The 26,463-nt window shown below is 41.3% G+C and carries 27 protein-coding genes; 18 read left to right on the top strand and 9 right to left on the bottom strand.

Going from position 1 to position 26,463, the window contains the following annotated elements:
* Window positions 1-147: 147 nt before the first annotated feature.
* The 5 genes from QZ407_RS09400 to QZ407_RS09380 all read left to right on the top strand — a co-directional run bounded on the left by QZ407_RS09400 (window position 148) and on the right by QZ407_RS09380 (window position 4,092).
* Window positions 148-930: a UDP-2,3-diacylglucosamine diphosphatase gene (locus QZ407_RS09400; RefSeq protein WP_295770141.1), complete on the top strand. Its 783-nt coding sequence runs from the start codon at window positions 148-150 to the stop codon at window positions 928-930.
* Between the two features lie 68 nt (window positions 931-998).
* Window positions 999-2,537, top strand: a complete 1,539-nt coding sequence (locus QZ407_RS09395) for a YifB family Mg chelatase-like AAA ATPase (RefSeq protein WP_295770139.1) — start codon at window positions 999-1,001, stop codon at window positions 2,535-2,537.
* 18 nt (window positions 2,538-2,555) lie between these two features.
* The gene (locus tag QZ407_RS09390) at window positions 2,556-3,020 is read left to right on the top strand and encodes a hypothetical protein (RefSeq protein ID WP_295770137.1); all 465 of its coding nucleotides are present in this window, start codon (window positions 2,556-2,558) and stop codon (window positions 3,018-3,020) included.
* 27 nt (window positions 3,021-3,047) lie between these two features.
* Complete coding sequence (locus QZ407_RS09385) at window positions 3,048-3,626, top strand: biliverdin-producing heme oxygenase (protein WP_295770135.1); 579 nt, start codon at window positions 3,048-3,050, stop codon at window positions 3,624-3,626.
* Between the two features lie 85 nt (window positions 3,627-3,711).
* Window positions 3,712-4,092 (top strand): response regulator, encoded by a 381-nt coding sequence (locus QZ407_RS09380; protein ID WP_295770131.1) that lies wholly within the window; start codon window positions 3,712-3,714, stop codon window positions 4,090-4,092.
* A gap of 84 nt (window positions 4,093-4,176) precedes the next feature.
* On the opposite strand, the gene QZ407_RS09375 is transcribed toward QZ407_RS09380, so the two are convergent.
* On the bottom strand, window positions 4,177-7,173 hold the full coding sequence (locus QZ407_RS09375) for an outer membrane beta-barrel protein (RefSeq protein ID WP_295770128.1): 2,997 nt from the start codon (window positions 7,171-7,173) through the stop codon (window positions 4,177-4,179).
* 531 nt (window positions 7,174-7,704) lie between these two features.
* Between QZ407_RS09375 and QZ407_RS09370 the strand changes: the two genes are divergently transcribed.
* The gene (locus tag QZ407_RS09370; RefSeq protein WP_295770126.1) at window positions 7,705-7,977 is read left to right on the top strand and encodes a hypothetical protein; all 273 of its coding nucleotides are present in this window, start codon (window positions 7,705-7,707) and stop codon (window positions 7,975-7,977) included.
* A gap of 44 nt (window positions 7,978-8,021) precedes the next feature.
* Here QZ407_RS09370 and QZ407_RS09365 read toward each other — a convergent pair whose 3' ends face one another.
* Window positions 8,022-9,263: a PDZ domain-containing protein gene (locus QZ407_RS09365; RefSeq protein WP_295770122.1), complete on the bottom strand. Its 1,242-nt coding sequence runs from the start codon at window positions 9,261-9,263 to the stop codon at window positions 8,022-8,024.
* Window positions 9,264-9,358: 95 nt separating this feature from the next.
* Window positions 9,359-10,345: a YihY/virulence factor BrkB family protein gene (locus QZ407_RS09360; RefSeq protein WP_295770120.1), complete on the bottom strand. Its 987-nt coding sequence runs from the start codon at window positions 10,343-10,345 to the stop codon at window positions 9,359-9,361.
* 84 nt (window positions 10,346-10,429) lie between these two features.
* Between QZ407_RS09360 and QZ407_RS09355 the strand changes: the two genes are divergently transcribed.
* Window positions 10,430-10,981 (top strand): histidine phosphatase family protein, encoded by a 552-nt coding sequence (locus tag QZ407_RS09355; RefSeq protein WP_295770118.1) that lies wholly within the window; start codon window positions 10,430-10,432, stop codon window positions 10,979-10,981.
* On the opposite strand, the gene QZ407_RS09350 is transcribed toward QZ407_RS09355, so the two are convergent.
* The 3 genes from QZ407_RS09350 to QZ407_RS09340 all read right to left on the bottom strand — a co-directional run bounded on the left by QZ407_RS09350 (window position 10,978) and on the right by QZ407_RS09340 (window position 14,347).
* Complete coding sequence (locus QZ407_RS09350) at window positions 10,978-12,204, bottom strand: alanine dehydrogenase (RefSeq protein WP_295770116.1); 1,227 nt, start codon at window positions 12,202-12,204, stop codon at window positions 10,978-10,980. The two genes, QZ407_RS09355 and QZ407_RS09350, sit on opposite strands and share 4 nt — an antisense overlap.
* Before the next feature lie 69 nt (window positions 12,205-12,273).
* Entirely contained in the window at window positions 12,274-12,705 is a 432-nt protein-coding gene (gene tsaE, locus QZ407_RS09345; RefSeq protein ID WP_295770114.1) for a tRNA (adenosine(37)-N6)-threonylcarbamoyltransferase complex ATPase subunit type 1 TsaE, read from the bottom strand.
* Between the two features lie 91 nt (window positions 12,706-12,796).
* Window positions 12,797-14,347: a PglZ domain-containing protein gene (locus QZ407_RS09340; RefSeq protein ID WP_295770205.1), complete on the bottom strand. Its 1,551-nt coding sequence runs from the start codon at window positions 14,345-14,347 to the stop codon at window positions 12,797-12,799.
* A 142-nt stretch (window positions 14,348-14,489) separates the two neighbouring features.
* Between QZ407_RS09340 and QZ407_RS09335 the strand changes: the two genes are divergently transcribed.
* The 9 genes from QZ407_RS09335 to QZ407_RS09295 all read left to right on the top strand — a co-directional run bounded on the left by QZ407_RS09335 (window position 14,490) and on the right by QZ407_RS09295 (window position 21,626).
* Window positions 14,490-15,716 carry an HD domain-containing protein gene (locus QZ407_RS09335; RefSeq protein ID WP_295770112.1) on the top strand — a complete coding sequence of 409 codons (1,227 nt, stop codon included), beginning with the start codon at window positions 14,490-14,492 and terminating at the stop codon, window positions 15,714-15,716.
* 56 nt (window positions 15,717-15,772) lie between these two features.
* A complete protein-coding gene (lpxD, locus tag QZ407_RS09330; protein WP_295770110.1) occupies window positions 15,773-16,825 on the top strand; it encodes a UDP-3-O-(3-hydroxymyristoyl)glucosamine N-acyltransferase in 1,053 nt (350 codons plus the stop codon).
* Window positions 16,826-16,841: 16 nt separating this feature from the next.
* Entirely contained in the window at window positions 16,842-18,239 is a 1,398-nt protein-coding gene (locus QZ407_RS09325) for a bifunctional UDP-3-O-[3-hydroxymyristoyl] N-acetylglucosamine deacetylase/3-hydroxyacyl-ACP dehydratase (protein WP_295770108.1), read from the top strand.
* Between the two features lie 2 nt (window positions 18,240-18,241).
* Window positions 18,242-19,024, top strand: a complete 783-nt coding sequence (lpxA, locus tag QZ407_RS09320; RefSeq protein ID WP_157542381.1) for an acyl-ACP--UDP-N-acetylglucosamine O-acyltransferase — start codon at window positions 18,242-18,244, stop codon at window positions 19,022-19,024.
* Between the two features lie 58 nt (window positions 19,025-19,082).
* Window positions 19,083-19,748: an ABC transporter ATP-binding protein gene (locus tag QZ407_RS09315; RefSeq protein ID WP_295770105.1), complete on the top strand. Its 666-nt coding sequence runs from the start codon at window positions 19,083-19,085 to the stop codon at window positions 19,746-19,748.
* 52 nt (window positions 19,749-19,800) lie between these two features.
* A complete protein-coding gene (efp, locus tag QZ407_RS09310) occupies window positions 19,801-20,364 on the top strand; it encodes an elongation factor P (protein ID WP_295770103.1) in 564 nt (187 codons plus the stop codon).
* Between the two features lie 75 nt (window positions 20,365-20,439).
* Window positions 20,440-20,724, top strand: a complete 285-nt coding sequence (locus tag QZ407_RS09305) for a nucleotidyltransferase domain-containing protein (RefSeq protein ID WP_295770101.1) — start codon at window positions 20,440-20,442, stop codon at window positions 20,722-20,724.
* Window positions 20,721-21,050 carry a DUF86 domain-containing protein gene (locus QZ407_RS09300; protein ID WP_295770100.1) on the top strand — a complete coding sequence of 110 codons (330 nt, stop codon included), beginning with the start codon at window positions 20,721-20,723 and terminating at the stop codon, window positions 21,048-21,050. Before QZ407_RS09305 ends, QZ407_RS09300 begins: the two co-directional genes overlap by 4 nt.
* 3 nt (window positions 21,051-21,053) lie before the next feature.
* On the top strand, window positions 21,054-21,626 hold the full coding sequence (locus QZ407_RS09295) for a 5-formyltetrahydrofolate cyclo-ligase (RefSeq protein ID WP_295770098.1): 573 nt from the start codon (window positions 21,054-21,056) through the stop codon (window positions 21,624-21,626).
* A 2-nt stretch (window positions 21,627-21,628) separates the two neighbouring features.
* On the opposite strand, the gene QZ407_RS09290 is transcribed toward QZ407_RS09295, so the two are convergent.
* Complete coding sequence (locus tag QZ407_RS09290; protein WP_295770096.1) at window positions 21,629-22,858, bottom strand: Bcr/CflA family multidrug efflux MFS transporter; 1,230 nt, start codon at window positions 22,856-22,858, stop codon at window positions 21,629-21,631.
* 168 nt (window positions 22,859-23,026) lie between these two features.
* On the opposite strand from QZ407_RS09290, the gene QZ407_RS09285 reads away from it, so the two are divergent.
* The gene (locus QZ407_RS09285) at window positions 23,027-23,866 is read left to right on the top strand and encodes a neutral zinc metallopeptidase (protein WP_295770094.1); all 840 of its coding nucleotides are present in this window, start codon (window positions 23,027-23,029) and stop codon (window positions 23,864-23,866) included.
* Between the two features lie 3 nt (window positions 23,867-23,869).
* On the opposite strand, the gene QZ407_RS09280 is transcribed toward QZ407_RS09285, so the two are convergent.
* Together QZ407_RS09280 and QZ407_RS09275 are read right to left on the bottom strand one after the other, a co-directional pair.
* Entirely contained in the window at window positions 23,870-25,864 is a 1,995-nt protein-coding gene (locus tag QZ407_RS09280) for a DUF2075 domain-containing protein (protein WP_295770091.1), read from the bottom strand.
* Window positions 25,864-26,085, bottom strand: a complete 222-nt coding sequence (locus QZ407_RS09275; RefSeq protein ID WP_295770089.1) for a helix-turn-helix transcriptional regulator — start codon at window positions 26,083-26,085, stop codon at window positions 25,864-25,866. The genes QZ407_RS09280 and QZ407_RS09275 overlap by 1 nt, the downstream gene beginning before the upstream one ends.
* A gap of 69 nt (window positions 26,086-26,154) precedes the next feature.
* On the opposite strand from QZ407_RS09275, the gene QZ407_RS09270 reads away from it, so the two are divergent.
* A complete protein-coding gene (locus tag QZ407_RS09270; RefSeq protein WP_295770086.1) occupies window positions 26,155-26,427 on the top strand; it encodes a hypothetical protein in 273 nt (90 codons plus the stop codon).
* The last annotated feature ends 36 nt before the right edge of the window (window positions 26,428-26,463 follow it).

Below are 26,463 nucleotides of genomic sequence, written 5' to 3'. Positions count from 1 at the left end.
TTAATATTTGAGGCCAACTAAATTTGAGATGGGCCGGTATATATTTGGGGTAATTTTGGAATTATAAAGGGTAAATAAGGCGGGGATCAGGAGCGGATTTTCACCGTTTTCAGCATTGCCTTTAAAATCCTATTTTTGAAGCCTCTGATGACGGCCCGTACCAAAATATATTTTGCATCTGATATTCATTTAGGCGCCCTGGGCTATACCAGCAGCCGTGAGCGCGAAATCCGCATTGTAAGCTGGCTCGACAGCATTAAGCATGATGCCGCCGAACTGTTCCTGGTAGGTGATGTGTTTGACTTTTGGTTTGAGTACAAAACCGTAGTTCCGCGCGGCTATATACGCTTTTTGGGCAAACTGGCCGAACTGGTTGATTCGGGCATTAAACTCTACCTGTTCAAGGGCAACCACGATATGTGGATGTTTGACTACTTCGTTAAAGAGCTGAATGCCACCATAATAAGTAATGAACTAATTATTGAGCGACAGGGCAAACGCCTGTTCATTCATCACGGCGATGGTCTTGGCCCCGGCGATGGTAAGTATAAGCTGCTTAAAAAGGTGTTTCGTAGCCGTTTATGCCAATGGCTTTTTGAGCGCTTGCACCCCAATTTGGGCGTAGGTGTGGCCAATTACTGGTCGGGCCATAGCCGTTTGGCCAACGCTGCCCCGCAAGAGCAAAAACTTTTTGAAAACGAGTGGCTGGTTACCTTTGCACGCGAGGCACTGCAAACCCAGCATTATGATTATATGATATTCGGGCACCGCCACGTACCTATGGTTATGCAGCTAAACGAGCGCAGCCAATACGTTAACCTGGGCGAATGGATTAATTCCAATTCATACGCGGTTATGGCTAACGGCATAGTTGAGCTACGTTATTTCGAGCAAAACGGCAACTTAACAGCCAACCAGGTACAAGATTAGCCCGCTGGGGCATAGGCAATATTTTATTATTTTAATATATTTATTGCCTCATACATAATCTTATTCACTTGTTAGTAAAAACCTTTGGCAGCGCGGTTTACGGCATTGAAGCCACCACCATTACCGTAGAAGTTAATATTGCTGCCGGTACCAAATATTTTATTGTAGGCCTGCCCGATGTAGCCATTAAAGAGAGCTATTTCCGGATAGAATCGGCCTTGAAAAACTGTAACTATAAAATGCCCCGCCAGCAGGTGGTGGTAAATATGGCCCCTGCCGATATTCGTAAAGAAGGTTCGGCCTATGACCTTACCATTGCTACGGGCATACTGGCGGCCAGCGGCCAAATGGTAGCCGATGATCTGGATAAATACCTCATCATGGGCGAACTATCATTAGATGGCGGCCTGCATCCCATTAAAGGCGCCCTACCTATTGCCATACAGGCCCGCAAAGAAGGTTTTAAAGGCTTCATCTTACCCAAGCAAAACGCCCGCGAAGCAGCCATAGTGAATGATTTGGAAGTTTACGGTGTTGAGTCGATAACGGAAGTATTCAACTTTTTCAACGGTGATACAAAACTCGATAGAACACTTGTAAATACCCGCGAAGAGTTTTATGACAGCTTGTGCAACTATGCCAGCGATTTTAGCGAAGTAAAAGGTCAGGAAAATATTAAACGAGCGCTGGAAATTGCAGCAGCGGGTGGCCATAACGTAATCTTGATTGGTCCGCCGGGAGCGGGTAAAACCATGCTGGCTAAGCGTATGCCGTCTATAATGCCGCCGCTAAGCTTGCACGAATCGCTCGAGACGACTAAAATACACTCTGTAGCGGGTAAAATGGCCGCTGCCGATGCACTGGTTACTACGCGTCCATTCCGTTCGCCGCACCATACTATTAGTGATGTGGCCTTGGTTGGCGGGGGCGGGCATCCACAACCCGGCGAAATATCGCTTGCGCATAATGGTGTGCTGTTTTTAGATGAGTTGCCCGAATTTAAACGCACGGTGCTGGAGGTGATGCGCCAGCCACTAGAGGAACGGCGTGTAACTATATCTCGCGCTAAGTTTACGGTTGATTACCCGGCCAGCTTTATGCTGGTTGCCAGTATGAACCCATGTCCTTGTGGCTATTATAATCATCCTGAAAAGGAATGCGTATGCCCGCCGGGAGTGGTTCAGAAATACCTGAGCAAAGTATCGGGTCCGCTGCTAGATCGTATTGATTTGCATGTGGAAGTTACTCCTGTCAACTTTAGTGAATTGGCATCTGACAGGCTCGCCGAAAAAAGCGAGATCATTCGCGAGCGGGTAATTAAAGCACGCGATATACAAATTGAGCGCTTTGGAAATAAACCCGATTTGCATTGCAATGCCCAAATGACTCCGCAAATGGTGCGCGACATATGCAAGATAAATGATGCCGGACAAAACCTGCTTAAGAGAGCCATGGAAAAGCTAGGCTTATCGGCACGGGCGTACGACCGTATACTTAAAGTTGCCCGTACCATTGCTGATTTAGCCGGAAGCGAAAACATTAATATGGAACACCTGGCCGAGGCCATTCACTTCCGTAGCCTTGACCGTGAAGGTTGGGCAGGATAATACAAGAGTTATAATTTTATGCGCAATACAAACACACCTACATCATTTAAGGCATTACAAATTATAACCTATGCACTATGCATTGGTGTTGTTATGTTTTTAGGGGTGGCTTTCATGCTTAAGCACACAGAACTGGTGTTATGGCCCGGTGAAGGTCAGGATAGATTATTAAACATTATTGCTTTGGTTATGGCCGTTGCTTCGGTGTTATTAAGCAATATTTTATTTCAAAGCCTGCTATCAAAGATAGATACCGGTTTACCGGTAAGTGAAAAGCTTCCGCAGTATGTTACGGCTTATGTAGTGCGTTTTGCGTTAATGGAGGGCATGGGTTTATTTAACGTAGTTGTATTCCTATTAACGGGTTGTTTAATAAACGCTGCAATGGCAATAGCAATTATATTGTTGATGCTAGCTGTTAAACCTACACGTGAAAAAACAATTGACGACCTTAAAGTGTATTATCCTGATACGCTTGATTAAACGTGTTGAAACATCTACCTTGCGCTAATGCTATCAGAAAAACTTAAAACAGAAACGCTATCTAATCATCAGCAGCTCGAAAAAAAATTAGTGGCCCAAATGAAAGCCATTCGTTCAGAAGCTGATTACGCCGCACTGCTACAACTATTTTATACCTACTTTGGTGCACTTGAAAAACGCATTGATCAATACATTACTCCGGCCATTTTAGCCGACTATGCCGATCGCAGAAAAACAGAGGCCCTGGCAAAGGATATTAGCGATTTAGGTGCCGAACCATTATCCTTGGCTCCTGAAACCTCCCTTCCACCCATTAATAATCAACTTGAAGCTTTTGGTGCCCTTTACGTAATTGAAGGCTCAACACTTGGCGGAAAAATCATAAGCAAAATGATGGCACAACAATTGGCATTAGAAAACAACAAAGGCTTGTCTTTCTTTAACGGATATGCTGATAAGTCAAATGAAATGTGGGAAAAATTCAAAGAATCATTGAATTTACAACCTAAAAGCAGCGTTGAGGAGCAAACTGTTATCGATTCCGCTAATGAGACTTTCTTAAAGTTTAAACAGTGGTTTGACCACAATCAAGCGCAACTGTCCTAAAATAAACACGTAGCCTTCAGGCTAACTTATTTATAAATAGTAAAATAAAAATATATCGTAAGTTTGTATACTCACTACTTCATCTATGGATAACAGTACTAACCGCAAAATTGTCATTTTTGATGACGATGAAGATATTCTTTCTATTTGCGCTTACATTTTAGAAGAGCAAGGCTGGGAAGTTCATACCTACACTGATTGTAATAACATCACTGAAAAAGTTACCGGAGTTATGCCTGATGTAATTTTGATGGATAACTGGATACCCGAGGCCGGTGGTATTGTAGCTACACAAACACTTAAAACCAACGATGAGCTAAAGAACATTCCTGTGGTTTATTTTTCGGCCAATAGCGATATACAGTTACTTGCCAGCCATGCCGGTGCAGAAACCTATCTTGCTAAACCATTTGATTTAGATGAGTTGGAGAAGACCATAAGCAACGTTTTACAAAAAGCATCGTAACAACCTGCACTTAATAATTATAAAAGAAAACGCCCGTTATTGCTAACGGGCGTTTTCTTTTTTAGTATTGGAATGAGCCAACGGTTAATCAATGGTTGGTCCGGCACCGCCACCACGATTACCTCCAAAGCCACCACCTTGCCCGCCGCCACCAAAACCACGGCCACGACGCTCGCCATCACCACCCTGCATTGGTGAACGGCCTGCAAATTTCTGCAGCCTGTAAGTAAACGTTAGCAGGAAATAACGTCCTAAACGATTGGTTTGAGTTTGGGTACGTACGTTATTGGCGTTTACAATTGAAAATCCTGTATTTTGATTAAATAAATCGAACCCTTGAACACGAACAGTTGCAGCATTCTGTTTCAGGAAGCGGCGCTCAACGAATAGGTTTAAAATGTTAGGATTTGGAACATCAAAGCTATAGCCGTAGTTAACTGTACGTGTAAAATCATAGCCTAAAGTCCAGTCTTTTAAAACGTAGTTTTTACCGCTTAATGTCAGGTCTAACGTTCGGATGTTGGCGTTACCAATTGCACGCGGAGCATCAATTGTGTTAGTAGTTCTGTTAATGGTGTAACGCGCACCTGTTTCCAGGTCAATCTTATCTAATATATTTACCCTAAACCTTGGGTATGGCGCAAAGGCTAGGTTTTTAGATACGTTTTTTACAAAAGGTGTAGCAACGTTGTTTGAATCAACACTGTTGGTGAACGAAAGGTTATTAGTATAAGTAATGCTACCATTTAATACCAGTGTGAACTTACGATTTTGCCAAGGCTTTGCATAAGTAACATTTGCCTGTCCCTGGTAATAACCGTCAACATTCATATAATTTGAAAACACAGTATTTTTGAACGAATTAAGGCCTGGGTTTGCAGCCAACGCTGCAGGAGTGAATCTTACCGGGTAAACGGTAGATGTAGTTACAATTTTATTATTGGTTTGATTGAAACTCAAACTGCTGAAAAATATGTTACCGGTTTCAAAACTGAATTTATTGTAACGCAAATTAAAGTTATTGGTAAACTCCGGATTTAAAGCCGGGTTACCTTGAACAGGATACAATGCGTTTGAGAAATTAATTACCGGCACCAACTGATTGTAAGTTGGCTGGTTGTTTGAACCATTGTAATTAAAATTAAGCGATTGGCTGCGTGAGAAGTTATAGCTAAAACGCGCTGTTGGAACAAAGTTAAACGTGCGCTTGTCTGTAACTGGCCTAACTACTGATTGAGTTATGGCATCAAAAGATGTTCCTGAACCTTCCAGTGTGCTTGGCAATACACCGGCACCGAGGGTGAGGTTATATTTAGGTTTAATAAACCTGTAATTTAAGCCTACACGGTGTGTGGTGAAGGTATAATTATAATCGCTGGTACCTAATGGATAATTGTTTATTTGATTTCCGGCAGCAACAGTATCAGTACGGTTGTCATTGCGGTTAGTGGTACGGTTATATGCATAATTAAGTTCCAGGAATGAAACCTTGCTTAGTGGCTCTATATACGACAGGCTTATTCCGGATGTTAGCGAACGGTAATAAGTGTTTACCAACTGATTTACCGGCACATTCAACCTGTTTACTGTAGCTTCATCATAAGTATAAACAGGATTATCAAAACTAAAATTACGTGTTGAGTTGAAGTTACCGTTTATACTTAAGTTACGGCCTACGCCATTAAAGCGATGATTATACAGCAATGTAGCTCCATAATTTGGTGCAGCACTGGTGCTGTTGGTTTGGGTATTGTAAACAAGGTTAGGGCTGCCGTTACGTGTTGAATTTAAAAACTCATCAGCAACAGTCCCGGTGCTTGAATAAGAAAAAGTTGGATTTAACTTGAAGTAATTTAACGTATCAGGCCTCCATTCCATATTCCAGGTTAAACGGTGGTTGGTATTGTTATCATTTTGTGTAGTGTTTTGATCGCTCACGGTTGGTACTGTACCTATGTTTTCCTGATAGTTTTTGCTTTGAGTATATATTCCTTTATCCTCAAAGCTATAGCTTCCATAAACCGACATGTTACCCCACTGATCGCGGAAGTTGGTGCCTATGGTTTTTGTGGTGTTAATACCATTTGTGTTACTGGTTTGGCTGCTACCACCACCACGGCCTGCGTTACCACGGCCACCGCCGCCACCGCCAAAGCCCCGACCGCCGCCTCCAAAGCCGCCACCACCGCCGCCGCCGGTAGGACTGCCAAACGAAAAGGTGTTTACGTTAGTGTTATTTAAGTTGCCCAATACAGCAATTTGCTGTTCATTATTAAACTTAAAAACATTTACCAAACCTACATAACGGTTACCATTGCTACCCTCACCTTTTGGCAAGGCATCTGACCCTTCGCCGCCTGTTATTTGGCCAAAATAGCCGTAGTTTTTATCCTTACGTATGGTGATGTTTAATATTTTGTTGGCTTCGCCGGTTTTAATGCCTGTTATATTTGCCTGGTCGCCATAATCGTCAACAATCTGGTAGCTGTCAACCAAGTCGGCAGGTAAGTTCTTGGTGGCTGTTTGCACATCACCTCCAAAAAAGTCTTTACCATTAATACGTACGCGTGTAACCTGCTTACCCTGGGCACTAACATTACCTTGCGCATCTACATCAACTCCCGGTATGCGTTTCAGCTGATCTTCAACTGGCGAGTTTGCACGCACCTTGTAAGCGCTGGCTTTGTACTCAACTGTATCTTCTTTTAATGTTACAGGGTTGGTACCTACAACGGTTACTACACCCAGCTGGCGTGATTCGGCCTTAAGCACAATTGTACCAAAATCGGCCGGCTGGTTGCTCTTGTCTAAAGTAAAGTGCTTAATGAGTCCTTCATACCCAATTGAGGTTAGGGTAAGCGTAACCTTGCTGCCTTTTACGTTATTGAACGAGAATTTACCCTCTCCACTAACAATGGTTGTAACGCTGTCTTTAGCGTCGGTAATAAGTTTTACGGTTGTGCCAGGTAAAGCTTGTTTTGTTGAGTCTATCACCATACCGTGCACCTCGCGGCCGGTTTGTGCTTTTGTAAATGATGCCGCGGCTAAAAAGAGGGCAAAAAAGGCTAAAAAGCGTTTCATAAAATTTTGTCCAGACTGATGATGTTTAATAGTTTTTAATCTTCTACAGAAGAGGAGTGCAAAAGTTCAATTTCTTTATGTTAAATATTTAATAATCATACTATTGTTACATGATTGCGCTATAAACGTTACAAATAATAAATGCTACCGGCTACTAAATAAGCTACTCATTTGCTGGCTATTAATTATTAGTAAAAAGGCCTTCGAGTCTTAGGCTGGCTTATAAGATTTGCAATAAGTCAATTACCTTAACTATTGTTTTTCAATAGCTTATAATTTCATAGTTGCGTTTTACATACACTTTGCAAAATTATGTAGTTTTTTGAAGAGGAATTCATGATTCATTATTACCACAATTATAGCTTATTGATTATCAAACAAATATTAACTTTTGTGGCACGAAATATGAGAGAACAGCGGGCAACTTTGAAGCTAAGAATTAACACCGGCCGCGAGGGTTGGTTAATTTAAGATTAAACACAACTTCACTTATGTGAGGTTCATGAAAATTAACCTTAATAAACCATACTTATGAACTCAATGCGCGCAAACCTGCACTCCAAGGTGCACAATTGGATGGACAGAATGGGCTTTAGGCTTAATTCGGCCAAAACAAGCCCCAAGTCTAAAACAACTACCAAGCACTATTTTTTCGAAACATTTAATTTCTTAGAAAAGACCCGTGCAGGCGAGCCTGAAAAAACAAGTTTCGTTTGTTTTGACACCTACGGAGAAAAGTTAAAAGTACGCTCGTTACTTGACTTACAAACGGCCTTTTACGAAAACATAAGCCAGCTTAAGTAAAACTGCTGCGTGCCTGTATTGAATTACAGGCACGCACAACCAACTTAAATACGGCGTTTAAGGGTTAAAACAAATGTTTCATACTTTTTGCCCCGGCGTATTTCAACAAGTATATTTCTCTTATCTTTTGATTTAAACAGGTTATCTAAATCAACCATGCTCATTTTATCAACCCGTTTAAAATTCACCGTAGTAATTTCATCGTTGGCTACAATGCCCGCTTCATCAGCCGCCGAACCAGGCTCAACTCTGCTCACTACAATTCTGTTTAACTCAGCACCGGCAGCATAATACTCCATTCCGCTCATATCATGCTCAAAAGGCTCATTATATTTATAATTCGGCTTTAAATACATTACGCTATTAGCATAGTCAATAATAACCATAAACCTTTTTAAAATGCCTAAGCCAAGGTTACCATCGCGTGGTACCAGGTAACTTGTTCCTTTAACGTCAGGAAATGATGCGATGACATTAGTAAACTTGTACCTGTCTAAATTGAATTCGTTTACTCTGCTAATAAATCCGCTTATGGGCTGGCCAGTTAAACCTACGCCCAAATTGGCCGTAACCGAGTTACTGAATTGGGCTTCATAAGTGTTCAGCTTCTCGATCGATAAAGGATGCCCTGCCCCTAAATCAACTAAAAATTTATTTATGGTTATTTTTCCGCCAGGCAAAGCTACAGCAGCTTTTATGTAAGGCTTACGCTCTTCAACACTTAAGGGTACACTAACGCCCTTTTTCTTTTTAAACGGTTTGTAATATCCAGAACGGGCAAGGCTTAATGTTGTATCAGTAAAGTTAATTTTCACACTTAAGTGCGAAAAAAATTCGTACCCTAAAATGCCATGGATAGGAATGCCGGCATAGTTTGACAACCCAAAGTTATCTTCTTTAAACACCGCTGCCGATACAAGCGAACTGCTTACGCCACCGGGCAAGACCAAATCAATTGTTGATGTAGCGTAAGCTTCAAAACTTTCGGTATTACCGGCAGCCCCGTAAATTTTGATTACGCGTTTGTTATAGATCTTTGCCGAGTCGAGCAGTTTAGGATCGGTAATGATTACAAGCCCTACCCCGGAGTCTACAATAAAATTAAACGGTCCTTTTTGATTGATGTAAACAGGTACCACAATCATATCCCTTACCAGCTTAAACCGGAGATGTACCTGTTTTTTATGATTGTTGATATAAAATAACTGTGCCTTTACAACAGGCGCAAAGCATACTACAGCAAGGCATAACAACAAGTACCTTTTTATATGGGCAAAAGGGTACATTTAACTTTATATTGGCTGCTTTAATAACTAAAGCCAATATAAAGTTAAGCAAATGCAACAAACGCTACAAGCTGCCGCAATGTTGTTAGCGGGAATTAACTTTGCTGCTTGCCATCGTCAGTTAACTGACCTTTCAGCTCAGGGTTTTGTGGGGGCAGTTTGCTTACTTCACGCTCAACCTCTGTTTGCTCAATGTGTACAGCATAATCAGCCGGTTCAATATGGCTGCAATTAGCCTCGGCATAAACCTGGGTAAATTCGGCACCTATATACAAAATTGCAGCGGTGTAGTAAATCCAAACCAGAATAATAATAACCGAACCTGCAGCACCGTATGCCGAACCTTGTGCCGAATATTTTAAATAAAGGCTGATGGCAAACTGCCCTATCATAAACAATATGGCTGTGAAAAAAGCTCCCGAGCGCACGTCTTTGAATTTAATTTTAACATCGGGCAGGAACTTAAATATAATGCCGAATAAAACGGAGATTACGATAAATGAGACGCCAAGGTTAATTACTTCAATTAAACGTTCGGTAATAGCAGGCAAGAAGCGTGTAAGCTGACTACCAATAGCACTCACAATAAGGTTTACTATAAGCGAAGCCAATAAAAGGAATCCCAAACTTATAATGAGAGAAAACGATAAAAACCTGTTTTGAAGCATTTTTAACCACCCTTTTTTAGGTTTAGCCTTTACACGCCAAATGGTGTTTATTGAATCTTGTATTTCAAGGAAGATACTGCTGGCACCTAGTAGTAAGGTTGCAATGCCTGATATCAAAGCCACGCCCGATTTGCCTGAAAACTGCAGGTTCTTAACAATGTCCTGAATTTGCTTAGCTGCATCGCCACCCACATATTGGTTTATTTGGGCATATAATTTGGAAGATGCTGCATCAGGCCCTAAAAAAATGCCGGCCAGCGACAGGATGAGTATTAGCAAAGGTGCTATAGAGAATATAGTATAGTAGGCCAGTGAGGCACTCAACTTTAAGCCATTATCGTTTGAGAAGCCAGAAAAGGTAGCCAGTAGCACCTTCCATAAACTCTTTAAATATTCTTTGCTAAATACTTTCATAGTTATGATGATGATTCATAAATACCGCATTTACACATAAATTGTTTGCCAAAGTAGCTACCTTAGCCAGTAAAGCTTATAGAAATGTACAAAGGGTTACTTATATTATTCTTGAATTTGGTTGTTGCCGTTAATTGTTTTTCGCAAGAGACTGTGGTGTGGCTTGTAAGGCATGCCGAAAAACAAACAGCTGAAACGATGACGGCCAACCCTGAACTTACGCCCCAGGGATTGAAGCGTGCTGAAGATTTGTCTGCTACTTTAAACAACCGCAAAATTACAGCAATATACAGTACCGCATATAAACGCACTCTGGCAACAGCTAACCCTTTAGCTGTTAAACGCAAACTTGAACCAATGACCTACAGCGTTAAAAATTTAGAGGAAATTGCAAAAAAGGTATTGGCAAACCATAAGGGGCAAGAAGTACTAATTGTTGGCCATTCAAACACCTTACTACCGGTCATGAAGGCACTAGGTGCCGATACACCATTTACTGAACTCACCGACGATGACTATGACATGCTGTTTAAAGTGACAGTGCCTGAAAAGGGAACAGCTAAGCTAAGTATTAGTTATTACGGCGAACCGCATCATACAACGCAAATACCACCTCAATTTACCGGCAAGCCTTAACGATTTGACACAATAAGCAAATCAAGGTCTTTACACGGAATGTTGAAATGCTCTCCCAGGTACTTGTTGGTTAGCTGCCCCTGGTAAATATATACGGCATTACGTACACCGGCCTTTTGCCATATCACATTGTTAATTCCGCCGTTTTCGCCAATGTCTAACAGAATGGGTGTAAAAATATTGGTTAAGGCATAGGTGGCTGTACGTGCAACCCTTGAGGCAATGTTTGGCACACAATAATGAATTACATCATACTTGCGAAACACCGGGTGGGTATGGTTGGTAACCTCTGATGTTTCAAAACAACCACCCTGATCAATACTTACATCAATTATAACCGAATGAGGTTTCATGCGGCTCACTGTGCTTTCGGTAACTATGCACGGGCTACGGCCGTCTTCGGTACGCATGGCTCCAATCACCACATCGCACGTAGTAATTGCCTTTTCAAGTACAATAGGCTGTATTACGGAGGTAAACACCCTGCTGCCAATATTATTTTGCAACCTGCGGAGCTTATAAATTGACGGATCAAACACTTTCACCTCTGCTCCTAATGAAATGGCCGTACGTGCTGCATACTCTCCTACTGTACCTGCGCCAAGTATCACAATTTCGGTAGGTGGCACGCCGGTAATGCCGCCCAGCATTAAACCTTTACCGCCAAAAACGTTACTTAGGTATTCAGCAGCTATAGAGATTGATGTTGCGCCTACAATTTCACTCATTGCACGCACTACGCTGAGCACATTGCCTTCATCGCGCAGTTGTTCAAATGATAGAGCAGTTATTCTTTTAGCCAGCATGGCTTGCAGGCATTCAGCTTTTAAAGTGGGGATTTGCAGCGTAGATATGAGTATCTGCCCCGGCTTCATTAATTCAATTTCGGCCATGGTGGGTGGCGCCACCTTTAGTATAATATCGGCCTCGTAAACCTTTTTATGATCGTAAACAATTTGAGCGCCTTGCTCGCTATAATGGTTATCTAAAAAGTTGGCTGCCTTACCGGCATTGCTTTCGAACAATACATCATGCCCGTTATTTACCAGTAACGCAACCGAAAACGGAGTTAAAGCAATACGGTTTTCCTGAAATGATGTTTCGCGCGGAATACCGATGTAAAGCTTATTCTTCCGGTTTCTTACTTCGAGCATTGACTCCTGCGGTTGCATCATAGCTTGTTTAGCTACGTCCGAAAATCCGCTATATAACCCTGAACTCATAGATACTGTTGCTGCGTAGGAATTTTATATTCGCAGTGTTGAAGATAAATAAAATTAAGAATAACGGCATTAAATACTTTCAAAGTTAAAATACCTCTTTTGACTTGCATCGGCCTGTATGGTTACTTTGATGTAATTGAGCGGAAGCAAATCTGATATTTTTTCAGGCCACTCTATAAGGCAGTAATCACCCGAATAAAAGTATTCTTCATAACCCATATCCAAGGCTTCCTCTTGATTTTTTAGCCGATAAAAATCAAAATGAAAAACCCGTGAGTTACCTGCCTCGTATTCATTTACTATTGAAAATGTTGGGCTGGTAACCGGCTCTTTTACACCTAATTGAGCGCACAGTTCTTTTATGAAAGTAGTTTTACCTGCTCCCATATTTCCATAAAACAAAAATATTTTTTGTTCGCCCGCAAAATTCAATAAAGACCGGGCTGCAGAATCAAGCTGGGTTATTGATTCAATGGTTAAATTAGTTTGTGACCGGGTCATGCAAAATCAGGTATATGCAAGTAATATCAATTGAATATGGTAATACAAACTTTAATTCTAAGTCTCCACTACCATATTCAAATATACAAATTTACTTTACCCCATAAGTAACCACAGGTATAATCATCTCTTCAAGCGAAATACCTCCATGCTGGAACGTTTCATTGTAGAAATTAACAAAGTGATTATAGTTATTAGGGTATACAAAGTAGCTGTCTTCTTTAGCAAAAGCAAAGCTGCTGCTTACGTGCAGCTTTGGTAACATTGCATCATGCGGGTTACGAATATGAAACACTTCTTTTGCGTTAAAATTGAGGTTTTTACCTTGTTTGTAACGCAGGTTAGTATTGGTGTTTTTATCGCCTATTATCTTGCTAGGGTTTTTAACACGTATGGTACCGTGGTCGGTAGTAATAATTACTTTTACTTGTTTGGTTGATAAAAACTTAAGCAAGTCTAACAGTGGGGAATGCTCAAACCATGATAAGGTTAAAGAACGATAAGCCGCATCGTCACTGGCCAGTTCACGTATCATTTGCATATCGGTACGTGCGTGCGACAGCATATCTACAAAGTTATACACCACTACGTTCAAATCGTTGTTCATCAGGTTACTTACCGAATCATTCAATGAGCGGCCTTCGTCAATATTTAATATTTTATGGTACGAAAACTTGCAGTCCTTACGCAGTACACGCTTAATATGATCAGCCAAAAATGCTTCCTCGTGTAAGTTTTTACCGCCTTCGTCTTCATCATTCTGCCACATTCCAGGGAAACGCTTTTCCATATCAAGCGGCATTAAACCGGCAAATATGGCGTTACGTGCATATTGCGTTGCTGTAGGTAAAATGCTGTAATAGGTATCTTCTTCCTCCAGGCGGAAAAACTCAGATATAATAGGATTTATGATTTTAAACTGGTCAAAACGCAGGTTATCAATCAGTATGAAAAACACCGGAACGTTGTCAAGCTTCGGAAATACCTTTTTCTTAAACAGCTGATGAGACATAGTTGGAGCCGTGTCCTGATTTTTTACCCAGTCAAGATAGTTCTTTTCAATAAACTTGCTGAACTGCACGTTGGCTTCGGCCTTTTGCATGGTTAAAATCTCGTGCATGCCGGCATCACTCAACTTCTCCAGTTCCAGCTCCCAGTAAATTAACTTCTTATAAACATCAACCCACTCCTGAAAGTTAAGATTATCGTTTAGTGTCATACCCAGCGTACGAAAATCCATTTGGTAGGCCATGGTTGTTTTTTCGGTAACCAGGCGCTTGTTTTCGGTAAGCTTTTTTATGGTAAGCAATATTTGCTTGGGGTTTACAGGCTTAATGAGGTAATCATCTATTTTCGAACCAATGGCATCTTCCATCATTGGCTCTTCCTCATTTTTGGTAATGAGCACAATAGGCACATCGGCATTAATAGCTTTTATTTGCATAAAAGTTTCAAGCCCCGTTAACCCAGGCATATTTTCATCTAAAAAAACCAAATCATAATAATCATTTCTGAACTCCTCAAGAGCATCAGACCCATTGGTTACAGTTTTAACTTTGTAGCCTTTTTCGTTTAAAAACAACACGTGGGGTTTAAGCAAATCAATCTCGTCGTCGGCCCAAAGTATGGTAGTTTCCTGCATGGTATGTTTAGTGAATGTTGAATTATAACTTCCAAGGTTTGCTTTTGTTGTCAAGACAATAAAAATCTTAACAAAAAATAACAAATTGATTGTTTGTAGATGGGGTTAATTTAACACTTTTGCAAAACTATAAGGCATTAGCTTGAATAAGAAAAAAATAATTAATGATCCGGTATACGGATTTATTACCATACCCACCGATTTGGTTTTTGACCTGATCGAACATCCGTACTTTCAGCGGCTGCGTTACATTAAACAGGTTGGCATGACTCACCTGGTTTATCCGGGCGCTTTACATACACGTTTTCATCATGCCCTGGGTGCTATGCACCTTATGCAACTTGCCGTAAAAACCCTGTGCGATAAAGACCAGGTTATTACCCCGCAGGAAGAAGAATCTGTTGTAATTGCCATTTTGCTTCATGATATAGGGCACGGCCCGTTTTCACACGCGCTGGAAGAGCACATTGTAAAAGGCATCCATCACGAAGATATTTCAACGCTTTTAATGAGCAAGCTTAATGTAGTTTTTGACGGACGGCTAAGCATGGCTATTGAAATATTCAATGATACTTATCCAAAGCGCTTCTTGCATCAGCTGGTATCAAGTCAGTTAGATATGGACAGAATGGACTATCTCAATCGCGATAGTTTTTATACCGGCGTATCAGAAGGTGTTATCAGTTCAGAAAGGATCATCAAAATGCTGAACGTGGTTGATGACTCTATTGTGGTTGAAGAAAAAGGTATTTACTCCATTGAAAAGTTTTTGGTTGCCCGCCGGTTAATGTACTGGCAGGTGTACTTGCACAAAACCGTAACCTCGGGCGAGCAAATGCTGGGTAAAATATTGCAGCGCGCCCGCGAGTTGTCACTTAAAGGACAGCAGTTGTTTTCAACCCCTGCCTTAAATCATTTTCTGCAAAGTACCATTACCAAGGAAGAATTTGTAAGCCACGACCTTCATATTGAAACATTTACGTGTTTGGATGATGCAGATATTATGGCGGCGGTTAAGGTATGGACACGCTGTGATGACACCGTTTTGGCACGCCTTTGCGAAAACTTTATACAGCGCAAGCTATACCACGTTGATATAACAAATTATTTGCCCGATGTAACACAAGTAGAAAACCTGCGTCATAAAGCAATGAAAAAATACGGGGTATGTTACGATGACGCCAAATACTTCGTATTTACAGATATCATAAGCAACAATGCATACCAGGTTGGCAACGCTAACATTAAAATACTAATGAAAGGCGGTGCAATAAAAGATATTACAACTGCAAGTGATAATGCTAACCTCGAAGCTTTAGCTAAAACAGTTGAAAAATATATTTTTTGTTATACGAAAGACCTTATTTAGCTGTTAACAGTATGTTTATAATTTGTTGCTTAACTTTTAACATTTAAATTTGCCCGATGCAATTTACCGCGCAGGAAATAAGCTTGATGCTGAACGGAACTATTGAAGGTAACCCTCAGGTAGCCATCAGTAAACTTGCTAAGATTGAGGAGGCTTCGGCAGGCGCTTTGTCGTTTTTGGCAAACCCCCGGTATGAGCAGTATTTGTATAGCACCAACGCTTCGGTAGTTATTGTAAATAACAGCCTTGCATTAAATGGGCCTGTTAATGCAACACTCATCAGAGTAAACGATGCTTACAACGCATTTTCGGTTTTACTCGAAAAATACAATACATTAAAACTCAATAAGGCGGGCATTGAACAGCCAAGCTTTATAAGCCCAAGCGCAGTTACAGGAAGCAATATTTATGTAGGCGCATTTGCTTACATAGGTGATGGTGCCAAGCTGGGAAATAATTGCAAAATATACCCCAATACATATGTTGGCGATAATGTAACTTTGGGCGATAACGTCACCTTGTTTTCGGGCGTTAAAATATATGCCGATTGTGTTATTGGCAATAATGTTATCATACATTCAGGAGCAGTTATAGGCAGTGATGGTTTTGGGTTTGCTCCAACAGCCGATGGTTCATACAACAAAGTGAACCAGATAGGCAACGTAGTTATAGAAGACAATGTTGAAATTGGTGCCAACACAACAATTGATTGTGCTACCATGGGGTCAACAGTAATACGCAAAGGCGTAAAGCTTGACAACCTTATACAAATTGCTCATAACGTTGAAATTGGCAGCAATACAGTTATTGCTGCACAAAGCGGCATATCAGGCAGTACCAAAATTGGTGAAAACGTTATAATGGGTGGCCAGGTAGGCGTGGTGGGTCATATTAGTATTGCTAAGGGCTCACAAATACAGGCGCAAACAGGCATTAATAAAAGTGTGGACGAAGAGGGTAAGAAATGGGCAGGCATACTTGTTCAACCTTATCAAAGCTTTTTACGCTCACAGCTGGTAGTGCAACAACTGCCAGAATTAAAAAAACGAATAGAAGAGTTAGAAAAAACAATTGCTGAGCTGCGCAATAATACGGTAACAACACCCTGAGCAGCTGAACAACTATATGAACGTAAAGCAAAGAACCATTAAAGCCGCTGTTGCCGTATCGGGCACAGGGCTGCACACCGGCGAGAGTGTTACCATGACCTTCAACCCGGCCCCCGAAAATCACGGTTTTAAATTTCGCCGTGTTGATTTGCCCGGAAGCCCTGTGATAGATGCCGATGTTGATAATGTAACCGATACTTCACGCGGTACAACCATTACGCAAAACGGCGCCAGCGTAAGCACTGTTGAACACGTTTTGGCCGCTTTGGTTGGCCTTGAGTTTGATAACATGCTTATTGACCTTGATGGTCCTGAAACACCAATTATGGATGGCAGCTCAATGCCATTTGTATCAGCCCTGGTTGAGGCCGGCTATATAGAGCAGGATGCCGATAGGGAGTATTACCATATACCATACAACATTCACTACTCTGAAACCGACCGTAAGGTGGAGATGGTAGCAATGCCATTAGATGATGATTACCGCTTTACCTGTATGGTTGATTACAACTCACCTGTACTAGGTACACAGCATGCCACTATTTCTTCTTTATCAGAGTTTAAAAAAGAAGTTGCCAGCAGCCGTACATTCTGTTTTTTACATGAACTGGAAATGCTGTTAAAGCATAACCTTATTAAAGGCGGAGATATTAACAACGCCATTGTAGTGGTTGATAAACACGTGGATAAGGAAGAATTAGCTCACCTTGCTACCCTTTTTAACCGCGAAGACATTGATGTAGCGCCGCAAGGCATTTTAAATAACATCGAGCTACGTCATCAAAACGAGCCTGCACGTCACAAGCTGCTTGACATGATTGGCGATTTGGCTTTGGTAGGTGTTCCTTTACGTGGCCATATTATGGCTGCACGTCCGGGTCATGCTGCTAACGTAGCTTTTGCCAAAAAAATTAAAGCGCTAATTAAAAAAGAACGTAGCCGCAAGCATATTAAGGTATACAACCCTAACATGAAACCGGTATATGATACGGTGCAGATTATGAATATCCTGCCGCATCGTCCGCCAATGTTGCTGGTTGATAAAATTCTGGAGCTTACCAAAACCCACGTTGTAGGTTTGAAGGGTGTTACCATGAATGAACCTTTCTTCCAGGGCCATTTTCCTGGTGCACCGGTAATGCCTGGTGTATTGCAAATTGAAGCCATGGCTCAAACCGGTGGTATATTGGTGCTTAACACCGTACCCGACCCTGAAAACTGGCTTACTTTGTTTTTAAAAATCGAAAATGCTCGCTTTAAAGATAAAGTGTTGCCCGGAGATACGCTTATTTTTAGATGTGACCTTGTTGCCCCTATCCGTCGTGGTATTGCCCAAATGAAGGGCATTGGCATGGTAGGCGAAAAAATTGTTGTAGAAGCCGAACTAATGGCACAAATTGTTAAATATAAGTAAACATGATTCAGCCATTAGCATATATACATCCGCAGGCTAAAATTGCGGATAACGTTGTGATTGAGCCGTTTGTTACCATCCATAAAGATGTTGAAATAGGAGAAGGATCGTGGATTGGCTCAAACGTTACCATTATGGATGGCGCACGTATTGGCAAAAACTGTCGTATTTTTCCAGGTGCTGTTATATCGGCTATTCCGCAAGACCTTAAATTTAAGGGAGAAAATACCCAGGCCGTTATTGGCGATAACACAACTATACGCGAGTGCGTTACCATTAACCGTGGGACAAAAGACCACTGGCGTACCGAGGTTGGCAGCAACTGCTTAATTATGGCCTATTGCCACGTAGCACATGATTGTGTGATTGGCGATAACTGTATTTTCTCAAACAATACTACTATTGCAGGCCACGTAACAGTTGGCAACTATGTAGTGTTGGCAGGCATGGTGGCTATACACCAGTTTTGCAATATTGGCTCACACTCGTTTGTAACCGGTGGTTCATTGGTACGTAAGGATGTTCCTCCGTATGTAAAAGCTGCTCGCGAACCGTTATCATACGCAGGTATCAACTCGGTGGGTATGCGCCGCCGCGGTTTTAGTGAAGATAAGATAAACGAAATACAGGATATTTACCGTACACTTTTTGTACGCAACAGCAACGTTACCAAAGCCATGGAAATCATAGAAGCTGATTTTCGTCCAACGGCCGAACGTGATGAAATACTTAATTTCATACAAAGTTCGCAGCGTGGTATTATGAAAGGCTTTGGAAATTCATAATTAGTTAATGGTTCATAGATGATAGTAGAGGGCAAAGTGGTACCAACAACTATCATCTATGAACCATCATCTATTACCTATGCACCATGGACTTAATATAATCCTTAACCAAACCGGCCGGCGCTTTAATCGCGACTGGATTTTTAATGGTATCGATTATACTTTTTCACAAGGTAACAGTTACGCAGTCTTGGGGCCTAATGGTTCCGGAAAATCAACACTGCTTCAAATTTTAAACGGCAGCCTTTCACCGTCAGCCGGTAACGTAAAATTCAGCTTCAATGGTAATGATTTGCATGCCGAAGATGTGTATCAACACATTAGTATGGCAGCGCCTTACCTTGAGCTTATTGAAGACTTTACACTTACGGAGGTTATTGATTTCCACTTTAAATTTAAGCCCTATAAAAACGGGATGAACAGGGCCGCAATTATTGATTTGCTTGGCATGAAGCAAAGTAAGCATAAACTGGTACGCTACTTTTCGTCAGGCATGAAACAGCGGCTTAAACTTGCGCTGGCCTTTTGCTCACATACAGCTATGCTAATGCTTGATGAGCCAACATCAAACCTTGACGTGCAAGGCATTGATTGGTACTTGCAACTTGTAAAGCAATACGCCGGTAACCGGCTTATAATTGTAGGCTCAAACCAACTGCAGGAATATAGCTTTTGCGCTAACCAGCTGCACATTACCAATTACAAACCGCCGGCAAATAATTAACTGCTTGATAGTTTGCCCTTAAACGGGTAGTTTTGCACCACGAAAATTTATTATGTCTAAAGCATCAGAAGTAAAAAACGGAAATATCCTCCGCTTCAACGGAGATTTAGTGCAGGTAGAAGAATTTATTCACCGTACTCCGGGAAACCTGCGTGCCTTTTACCAGGCCCGCATGCGTAATGTTAAAACAGGAAAACTGGTTGAATACCGTTTCCGTACCGACGAAGAGGTTACTATTGCCCGTGTTGAAACCAGCGACTATCAGTATTTGTACGAAGATGGCAATGACCTTGTTGTAATGGACAATGCCACTTACGAGCAATTCAATATTCCGAAATTTTTATTTGGCAATGCCGTTAAGTTCTTAAAAGAAGGTGTTAACGTAATTATTGCTTTTGAAAGTGATGAGCCTATTATGGCACAGGCACCTGCTTCGGTTGAATTGGAAATTACTTACTCAGAGCCAGCCGTTAAAGGCGATACATCAACTAACGCACTTAAAGCTGCCACCGTTGAAACCGGTGCTGAAATACGTGTGCCGTTATTTATTAACGAAGGTGATAAAGTAAAAGTTGATACTGCTACCGGTGCTTACATGGAGCGTGTTAAGAATTAGTATTTACTTAAAAATATCAAAGGCTTCCATTTTTGGAAGCCTTTTTTGTTGGCATTAAATCTGTTACATTTGAGTATGCAGGATTTAGAAAAATACAAAGCACTTATTGTTCCTATTTTAAAACGTTACGATATAAAACAGGCTGCAATTTTTGGATCACTTGCAAAAGGCACAATGACACGTCAAAGCGATATCGATTTGTTAATTGAGCCATCTACAGGCTTCACACTGCTTACGCTATTAAAACTTGAAGAAGAAATAGCACAGCTCACTAATCATAAAATTGATATTGTTGAGTATGGCGCACTAAAAAACTCTATTAAAAATGAGGTGGAACAAACTTTAGTTCCAATTTTATGAGCCGGTCCGACTTAGTTTACTTCAATGATATAATTGAATCAATCGACTTGATCTTAGAATACTTAGACGTCAAAACTGAATTAGAGTTTAGGTCAAATTTTTTGTTGCAAGATGCTGTTATAAGAAGATTTGAAATTATTGGCGAAGCCTCGTCAAAGGTATCCGAATCTTCAAAGCAATTATATCCTTCAATTCCCTGGAATTTAATGAAAGCCATGCGCAACAAACTCATACATGAGTACTTTGGCGTGTCTGCTCAAACTATTTATGAAACCGCTAAACGAGATTTGCCCGTTCTAAAAGAACAGCTTTTAAAAATCATATAAAGCGTGACCAAAGCACAACTGCGCAAAGTATATATTCAAAAGCGCAACCAACTTTCGCAAGCCGAATACAACGATCTTAACAAGGCACTACTTGCACAATTTCAACAGCTTGACCTATCAGGCGTTGGCTGCATACACTTATTCTTACCTATACATCAACGCAAAGAGCCGGATACTTTTTTAATACGTAATTGGTTACAAGAAACGCATCCGCATATTTTAAGAATATTTCCTAAAGCAAACTTTGCCAATAATACCATGCTAAACTATGCCGACGATGCAGATTTGGAGCTGGCTACAAATGCTTTTGGCATACCCGAGCCCGTAACCGGCAACCTAATTGATGTCAACCAAATTGATCTGATGCTTGTACCCCTGCTTGCTTTTGATATCAAAGGTTACAGAGTAGGATACGGCAAAGGTTTCTACGACCGCTTTATGTCTCAATGCCGTCCGGATACGAAATTCACTGGTCTTTCATTTTTTGATGCTGTAGAATGTATAGACGACATAAATGAATTTGACCGCAAAATACACAACTGTATTACGCCAAAATCTATCGTTTCTATATCATAAATTTAATGTAGCGCTATACCGGCTTCGCTTGCAGCTATAGGTTGTTTTATTGCACGTTTGCCTACCATGTAAGCTACGCCGGCTAATACCGCAGTTGCGGCCATAATACTTGCCAACGGAATAGCTGTTAACGCATGGAAAAACCCAATACCCATTGAGGCTACTGCGCCTAAACCCAATTGCAATGCACCCATTAAGGCCGAAGCGGTGCCTGCATTGTGTGAGAATGGCGCTAGCGAAAGCGCGGAGGCATTTGGGCTAATTATACCAATGCACGACAGGACAACGAACAGCATGATGATAATACCTGTTAAACCCATCCAGCCGCTCATGGCAACTAGTATAAATACTAAACCAGCCACAATTTGCACTGTTAACGCCACCGGAACTATTTGCTGACTGGTGAGTCCGCGTTTAAGCATCCAGCTATTTACCTGGCTCGAACCAATAAATCCAACTGAAAGACCCGCAAATATCCATCCGTAAACATCTTCGCTAACTTTATACATTTGCATAAACACCAACGGCGATCCGGCCACATAAGTGAACAGCCCTGCAAATGACAATGCCCCGGTAAGTACGTAAGTAAAAAACTGCGGATTTTTCAAAACCTGTGCAAAGTTGCTAAGCATTGGCGCCGGCCTGAGCGAAAGTTTCCGGTTAGGTACATATTTATCAGGCAGGGCAAATATTACAGCCAACAGTATGATTACCGCAATGCCAGCCAGTATTAAAAATATGGCATGCCAGCCCAAATGCTTGGTTACGTAACCGCCAACGGCAGGTGCCACCATAGGCGATACACCTACTACCAGCATAAGTAAGGCAAATACCTTGGCGTTCTCCTCTACCGGAAATAAATCGCGCACCATGGCTACAGCAGCCACAGCGGCGGCGCAACTGCCAATAGCTTGTATAAAGCGCAGGCCAATTAGTCCGTCAACCGTGCTTACCATCATACAGCCAAATGAGGCCAGCAGGTATACGGCAAGGCCAATGTACAATGGCTTTTTACGGCCAAACTTGTCCAATAAAGGCCCGTACAGTAACTGCCCTAATGATATGCCCACAAAATAACTTGATAACGATAATGCTACACGTTCAATGGTAGTGTCCAGGTCTTTGGCTATGGCCGGAAAGCTGGGCAAGTACATATCAATAGAAAACGGCCCCAATGCCGTTAACGAACCTAATATTAGTATGAGGAAGAAATGATTTTGCTTAGTAGCCATGTATTTATTGAGTACAAATTAAGGGCGTAAAGATACATAGCCGGTGCTGTACGAGGGTTAAGCTTATTTAAAATGACAACAGCCCGACCTTGTAATAATACCAAATGAAGCTGCGAACAATATTTACTTGTTTAATGTTACTTCCGAAACACTTAAAACACTCACACTATGCAATGGATGGGCAGACGCGAAAGCAGTAACGCCGAAGAAGGTAGCAGCAGCGGCGGTGGCCGTATGGCTTTAGGCGGCGGCGTATTAGGAATTATTGGGGTTATTATATACATGTTTACCGGTGTAAATCCGTCGCAAATTTTACAGGGCGGCGATGGACAAACCGGTGGCAGCCAGCAAAACACAAAACTAACCGAATCAAAGAGCAAAGAGCAAAGCTTTGCCCGTGTTGTACTGGCCGACACCGAAGACACCTGGCACCAGTTGTTTAAGCAAATGGGCGGAACTTACCAGGAACCTACTATCCACTTTTTTGAAGGACAGGTAGAAACCAGTGGCTGTGGTTTTGCCGGTGAAGCATCGGGCCCATTCTATTGCCCGGCCGACCGTAAGGTATACATTGACTTAACCTTTTTTAATGAACTGGAGCAACGCTTTGGCGCCGCAGGTGATTTTGCCCGGGCTTATGTAATTGCACATGAGGTAGGCCATCACGTACAAAAGCTTTTAGGCGTGTCTGACAAAATGCAGCAGGCGCGTGAGCAGCTGAGCGAAGAAGAATACAACAAATTATCAGTAAAACTTGAACTCCAGGCCGATTTTTACGCAGGAGTTTGGGCACATTATCAGCAAAAACGCGGTTTCTTAGAGACTGGTGATATTGAAGAAGCCCTGAATGCCGCCAACGCCATAGGAGATGACCGCCTCACCCAAGGCCGTGTATCGCCCGACTCATTTACCCACGGCACCAGCGTACAACGCATGCACTGGTTCAAAAAGGGCTACGAAACGGGAGATGTAAGACAGGGCGATACTTTTAGGAGCGAGGAGTTGTAGGGATTAAAGCTCCTTCACTCCACATTCTACTAAATAATTAGCAATATCGTTATAAACTTGAGGGTTTCGAGTAGGGTCTTCGTTGTCACCTTGCGGAACAAAGATAACCATGCCTTCTCGAGCCCTTGTTAATAATACTCGATATTTGTTTATGATATACGTTTGATTTTCCTTTTTGCTGACACTTAACCACTTTGAACCCTTAAAAGATTTGAACTCCCAAACACCTTTTTGCCTTCTCAAATCTCCATCCCAGCATACGCCAGTCCAATCTAACTCCAAACCTTGTACTCCAAATTCTGTGGCTGGAATTTCTAAATAATATGAAGACCTTATATCATCTCGTGGATTAAGAAACCATTCTGGTTCCTCAAACTCAGTACGAACCTCAAGCCCGTAAGGCCGCAATCTTCGTGCGCCAGAACTGGCTACTAATCCCATCCTTCTTGAACCTAAGCAATTGTCTTTTAGCCATTGCTTGGCTTTGTTTAGGTCTCTTGTTATAATAATGTTATAGTCTATTAAATCCGTTTTGTAAGTATCACTAGCAGCTATTGGGTTGTTGGTTAAAACCTGATTTACCCATCTTGATAAACCCTCTGCTTTGTAAGAGCGGATTGAAACACTCAAATGCAATTCGGGAGCTTCTATAATATTCACGTTGCTTGGCTGCTGCTCAAATAATGTTAAGTTTCCTGTACTATGGTCTCCAACCTTTAACTCAGGTGATATGTAAGCGGTCCAGTTGTTAAATCTTTGCGCAATTACACGACCCCATTCTGGCAAACCAGCCTCTCCTGTATTTATCTCTTGTCCTCCACCAACCAATGCAACAATTACAGCCCAATCTTCATGTCGATTCATTACCTCAAACATCATCTCGGGTTCCGAATGATTTCTGTTAAATTTTCGCAAAGAATGCTCAGCGTTCCAAGCCCTTTGAGCTTCATCAAAAATCACAATTTGGGTATTTGGAATTTTCGATTTATCAAAGAAGTATGCGTCGATGAATCGATGTACATTTTCTATAAATGCAATTATTCTTTCTTGTTCTCGTGCTTTTACGCTTTTGTCTTCTTGCTTTAACCTTTTGGTGGAATCTCGTTTTAGAGCTTCCCTCAACACTTTTATTAACGGACCATTACCTGACAAAAATGTAGCCGAGGCATTCTCGGATGTTTGAAATTCACTGTGGTGGGCTATATCCAATCCAGCAAGTGTTTTACCTGCCCCTGGAACGCCTGTAATAAAGCAAATAATCTTTTTATTATTCCCTTTTGCGTGCTTTATAGCATTGATAACAGCCGTCGTAGTTTTAGTAAGATTGGTTGCTTCAGCATGAGAGCGCGATATTTCTATCACCGACTTACCCGAATACAAAGTTTGGGCTGCCTCTATAATAGTAGGTGTGGGCGAATAATTACTTCGGTCCCATTCTTCAAAATCTTGCGTTTTACATTTACCATCTAAAGTCTTAATAGTCGCTAATAAGGTTGGGGCTAAATTTGAAGAATTAGCAAAAATCATTGATTGAACTAAATGCTCTGATTTGAAGATAGCATTTTCAATGTCTTTAGCATTCGTGGCTAATAATAGTGGAACAATTGTTCGGCCTCTTGATTGAAAGTGAAAATCTCGAAGATCTAAACAGTAATCTAATAATTGCTCTTGGTCGGCAACTGTATATTCGTTTCGCCCTGCTTTAAACTCAATAACTACAATTATCTCGTTGCAAATTAAAACAACATCAATTCGTTTACTACGCCGAGCGATAGGATATTCTAATAAAATACCCCATGAAGTAGCATCAACAAAAGCTGATATTACTTGAGTTAAGACATCTTGTAATAACGATATTTCTTCTTCCCACGAAGCAGTTTGGGAATGCATCTGCTGGTAAAAACCAGCTTTGCCAGATGCACGAGTAAGTTTACCCGTTATTGAATCAACCGTTTCATTAATAAACTGGGAGATTGCATTTATGTAGAATGCTCCCATTATTTATTAAAGTTTGAAGAGTTGAAAAAATCGGTAAATGATATATTTAAAGCGTCAACGAGCTTCTCTAAATTCTCAATTGAGATGTTTCGACGCCCATTTTCAACATCGGTAACGTAAGTTCTATCTATTTCTGCCTTGTTAGCTAACGCCTCCTGAGATATACCAATTTGCTTACGCAATTCTCTAATTCTTAGTCCAACATTCTCTTTAATGCCCATTAAGGCAATTTGAATTTTTGTTGACTATAAGCCAACGGACTATAAGTGTCATTTTATTATATTTGGAATATGCCCAACATTAAATTCTCCTATCTCTATCGCGATGGTGCCAACTATAAAAATTATAGCTACGTAGTTTTCAAAGGTGAGCAAACTTTCGATGTAGACAAATTACAAACGCTCATCCAATCAAAACTCATTAGCGGCGAGTTCTTTTATGCAACCAATGGCACCTACCCGATTTACATTTCGACCAGTGGAATGATGAATTTGACCACACATTTCACGAATTTGAATGTATTGAAAACACAGATGAAGCTCCTAATACTTTACTTAATTTAGCAGAGTTCTGTAAACTGATAAAACTCACTGATTGGC

The sequence above is a fragment of the uncultured Mucilaginibacter sp. genome, from assembly GCF_913773635.1.
Lineage (GTDB): Bacteria > Bacteroidota > Bacteroidia > Sphingobacteriales > Sphingobacteriaceae > Mucilaginibacter.
Note: the sequence above shows the minus strand (reverse complement) of the source record. Positions and strands in the feature narration are given on the sequence as shown.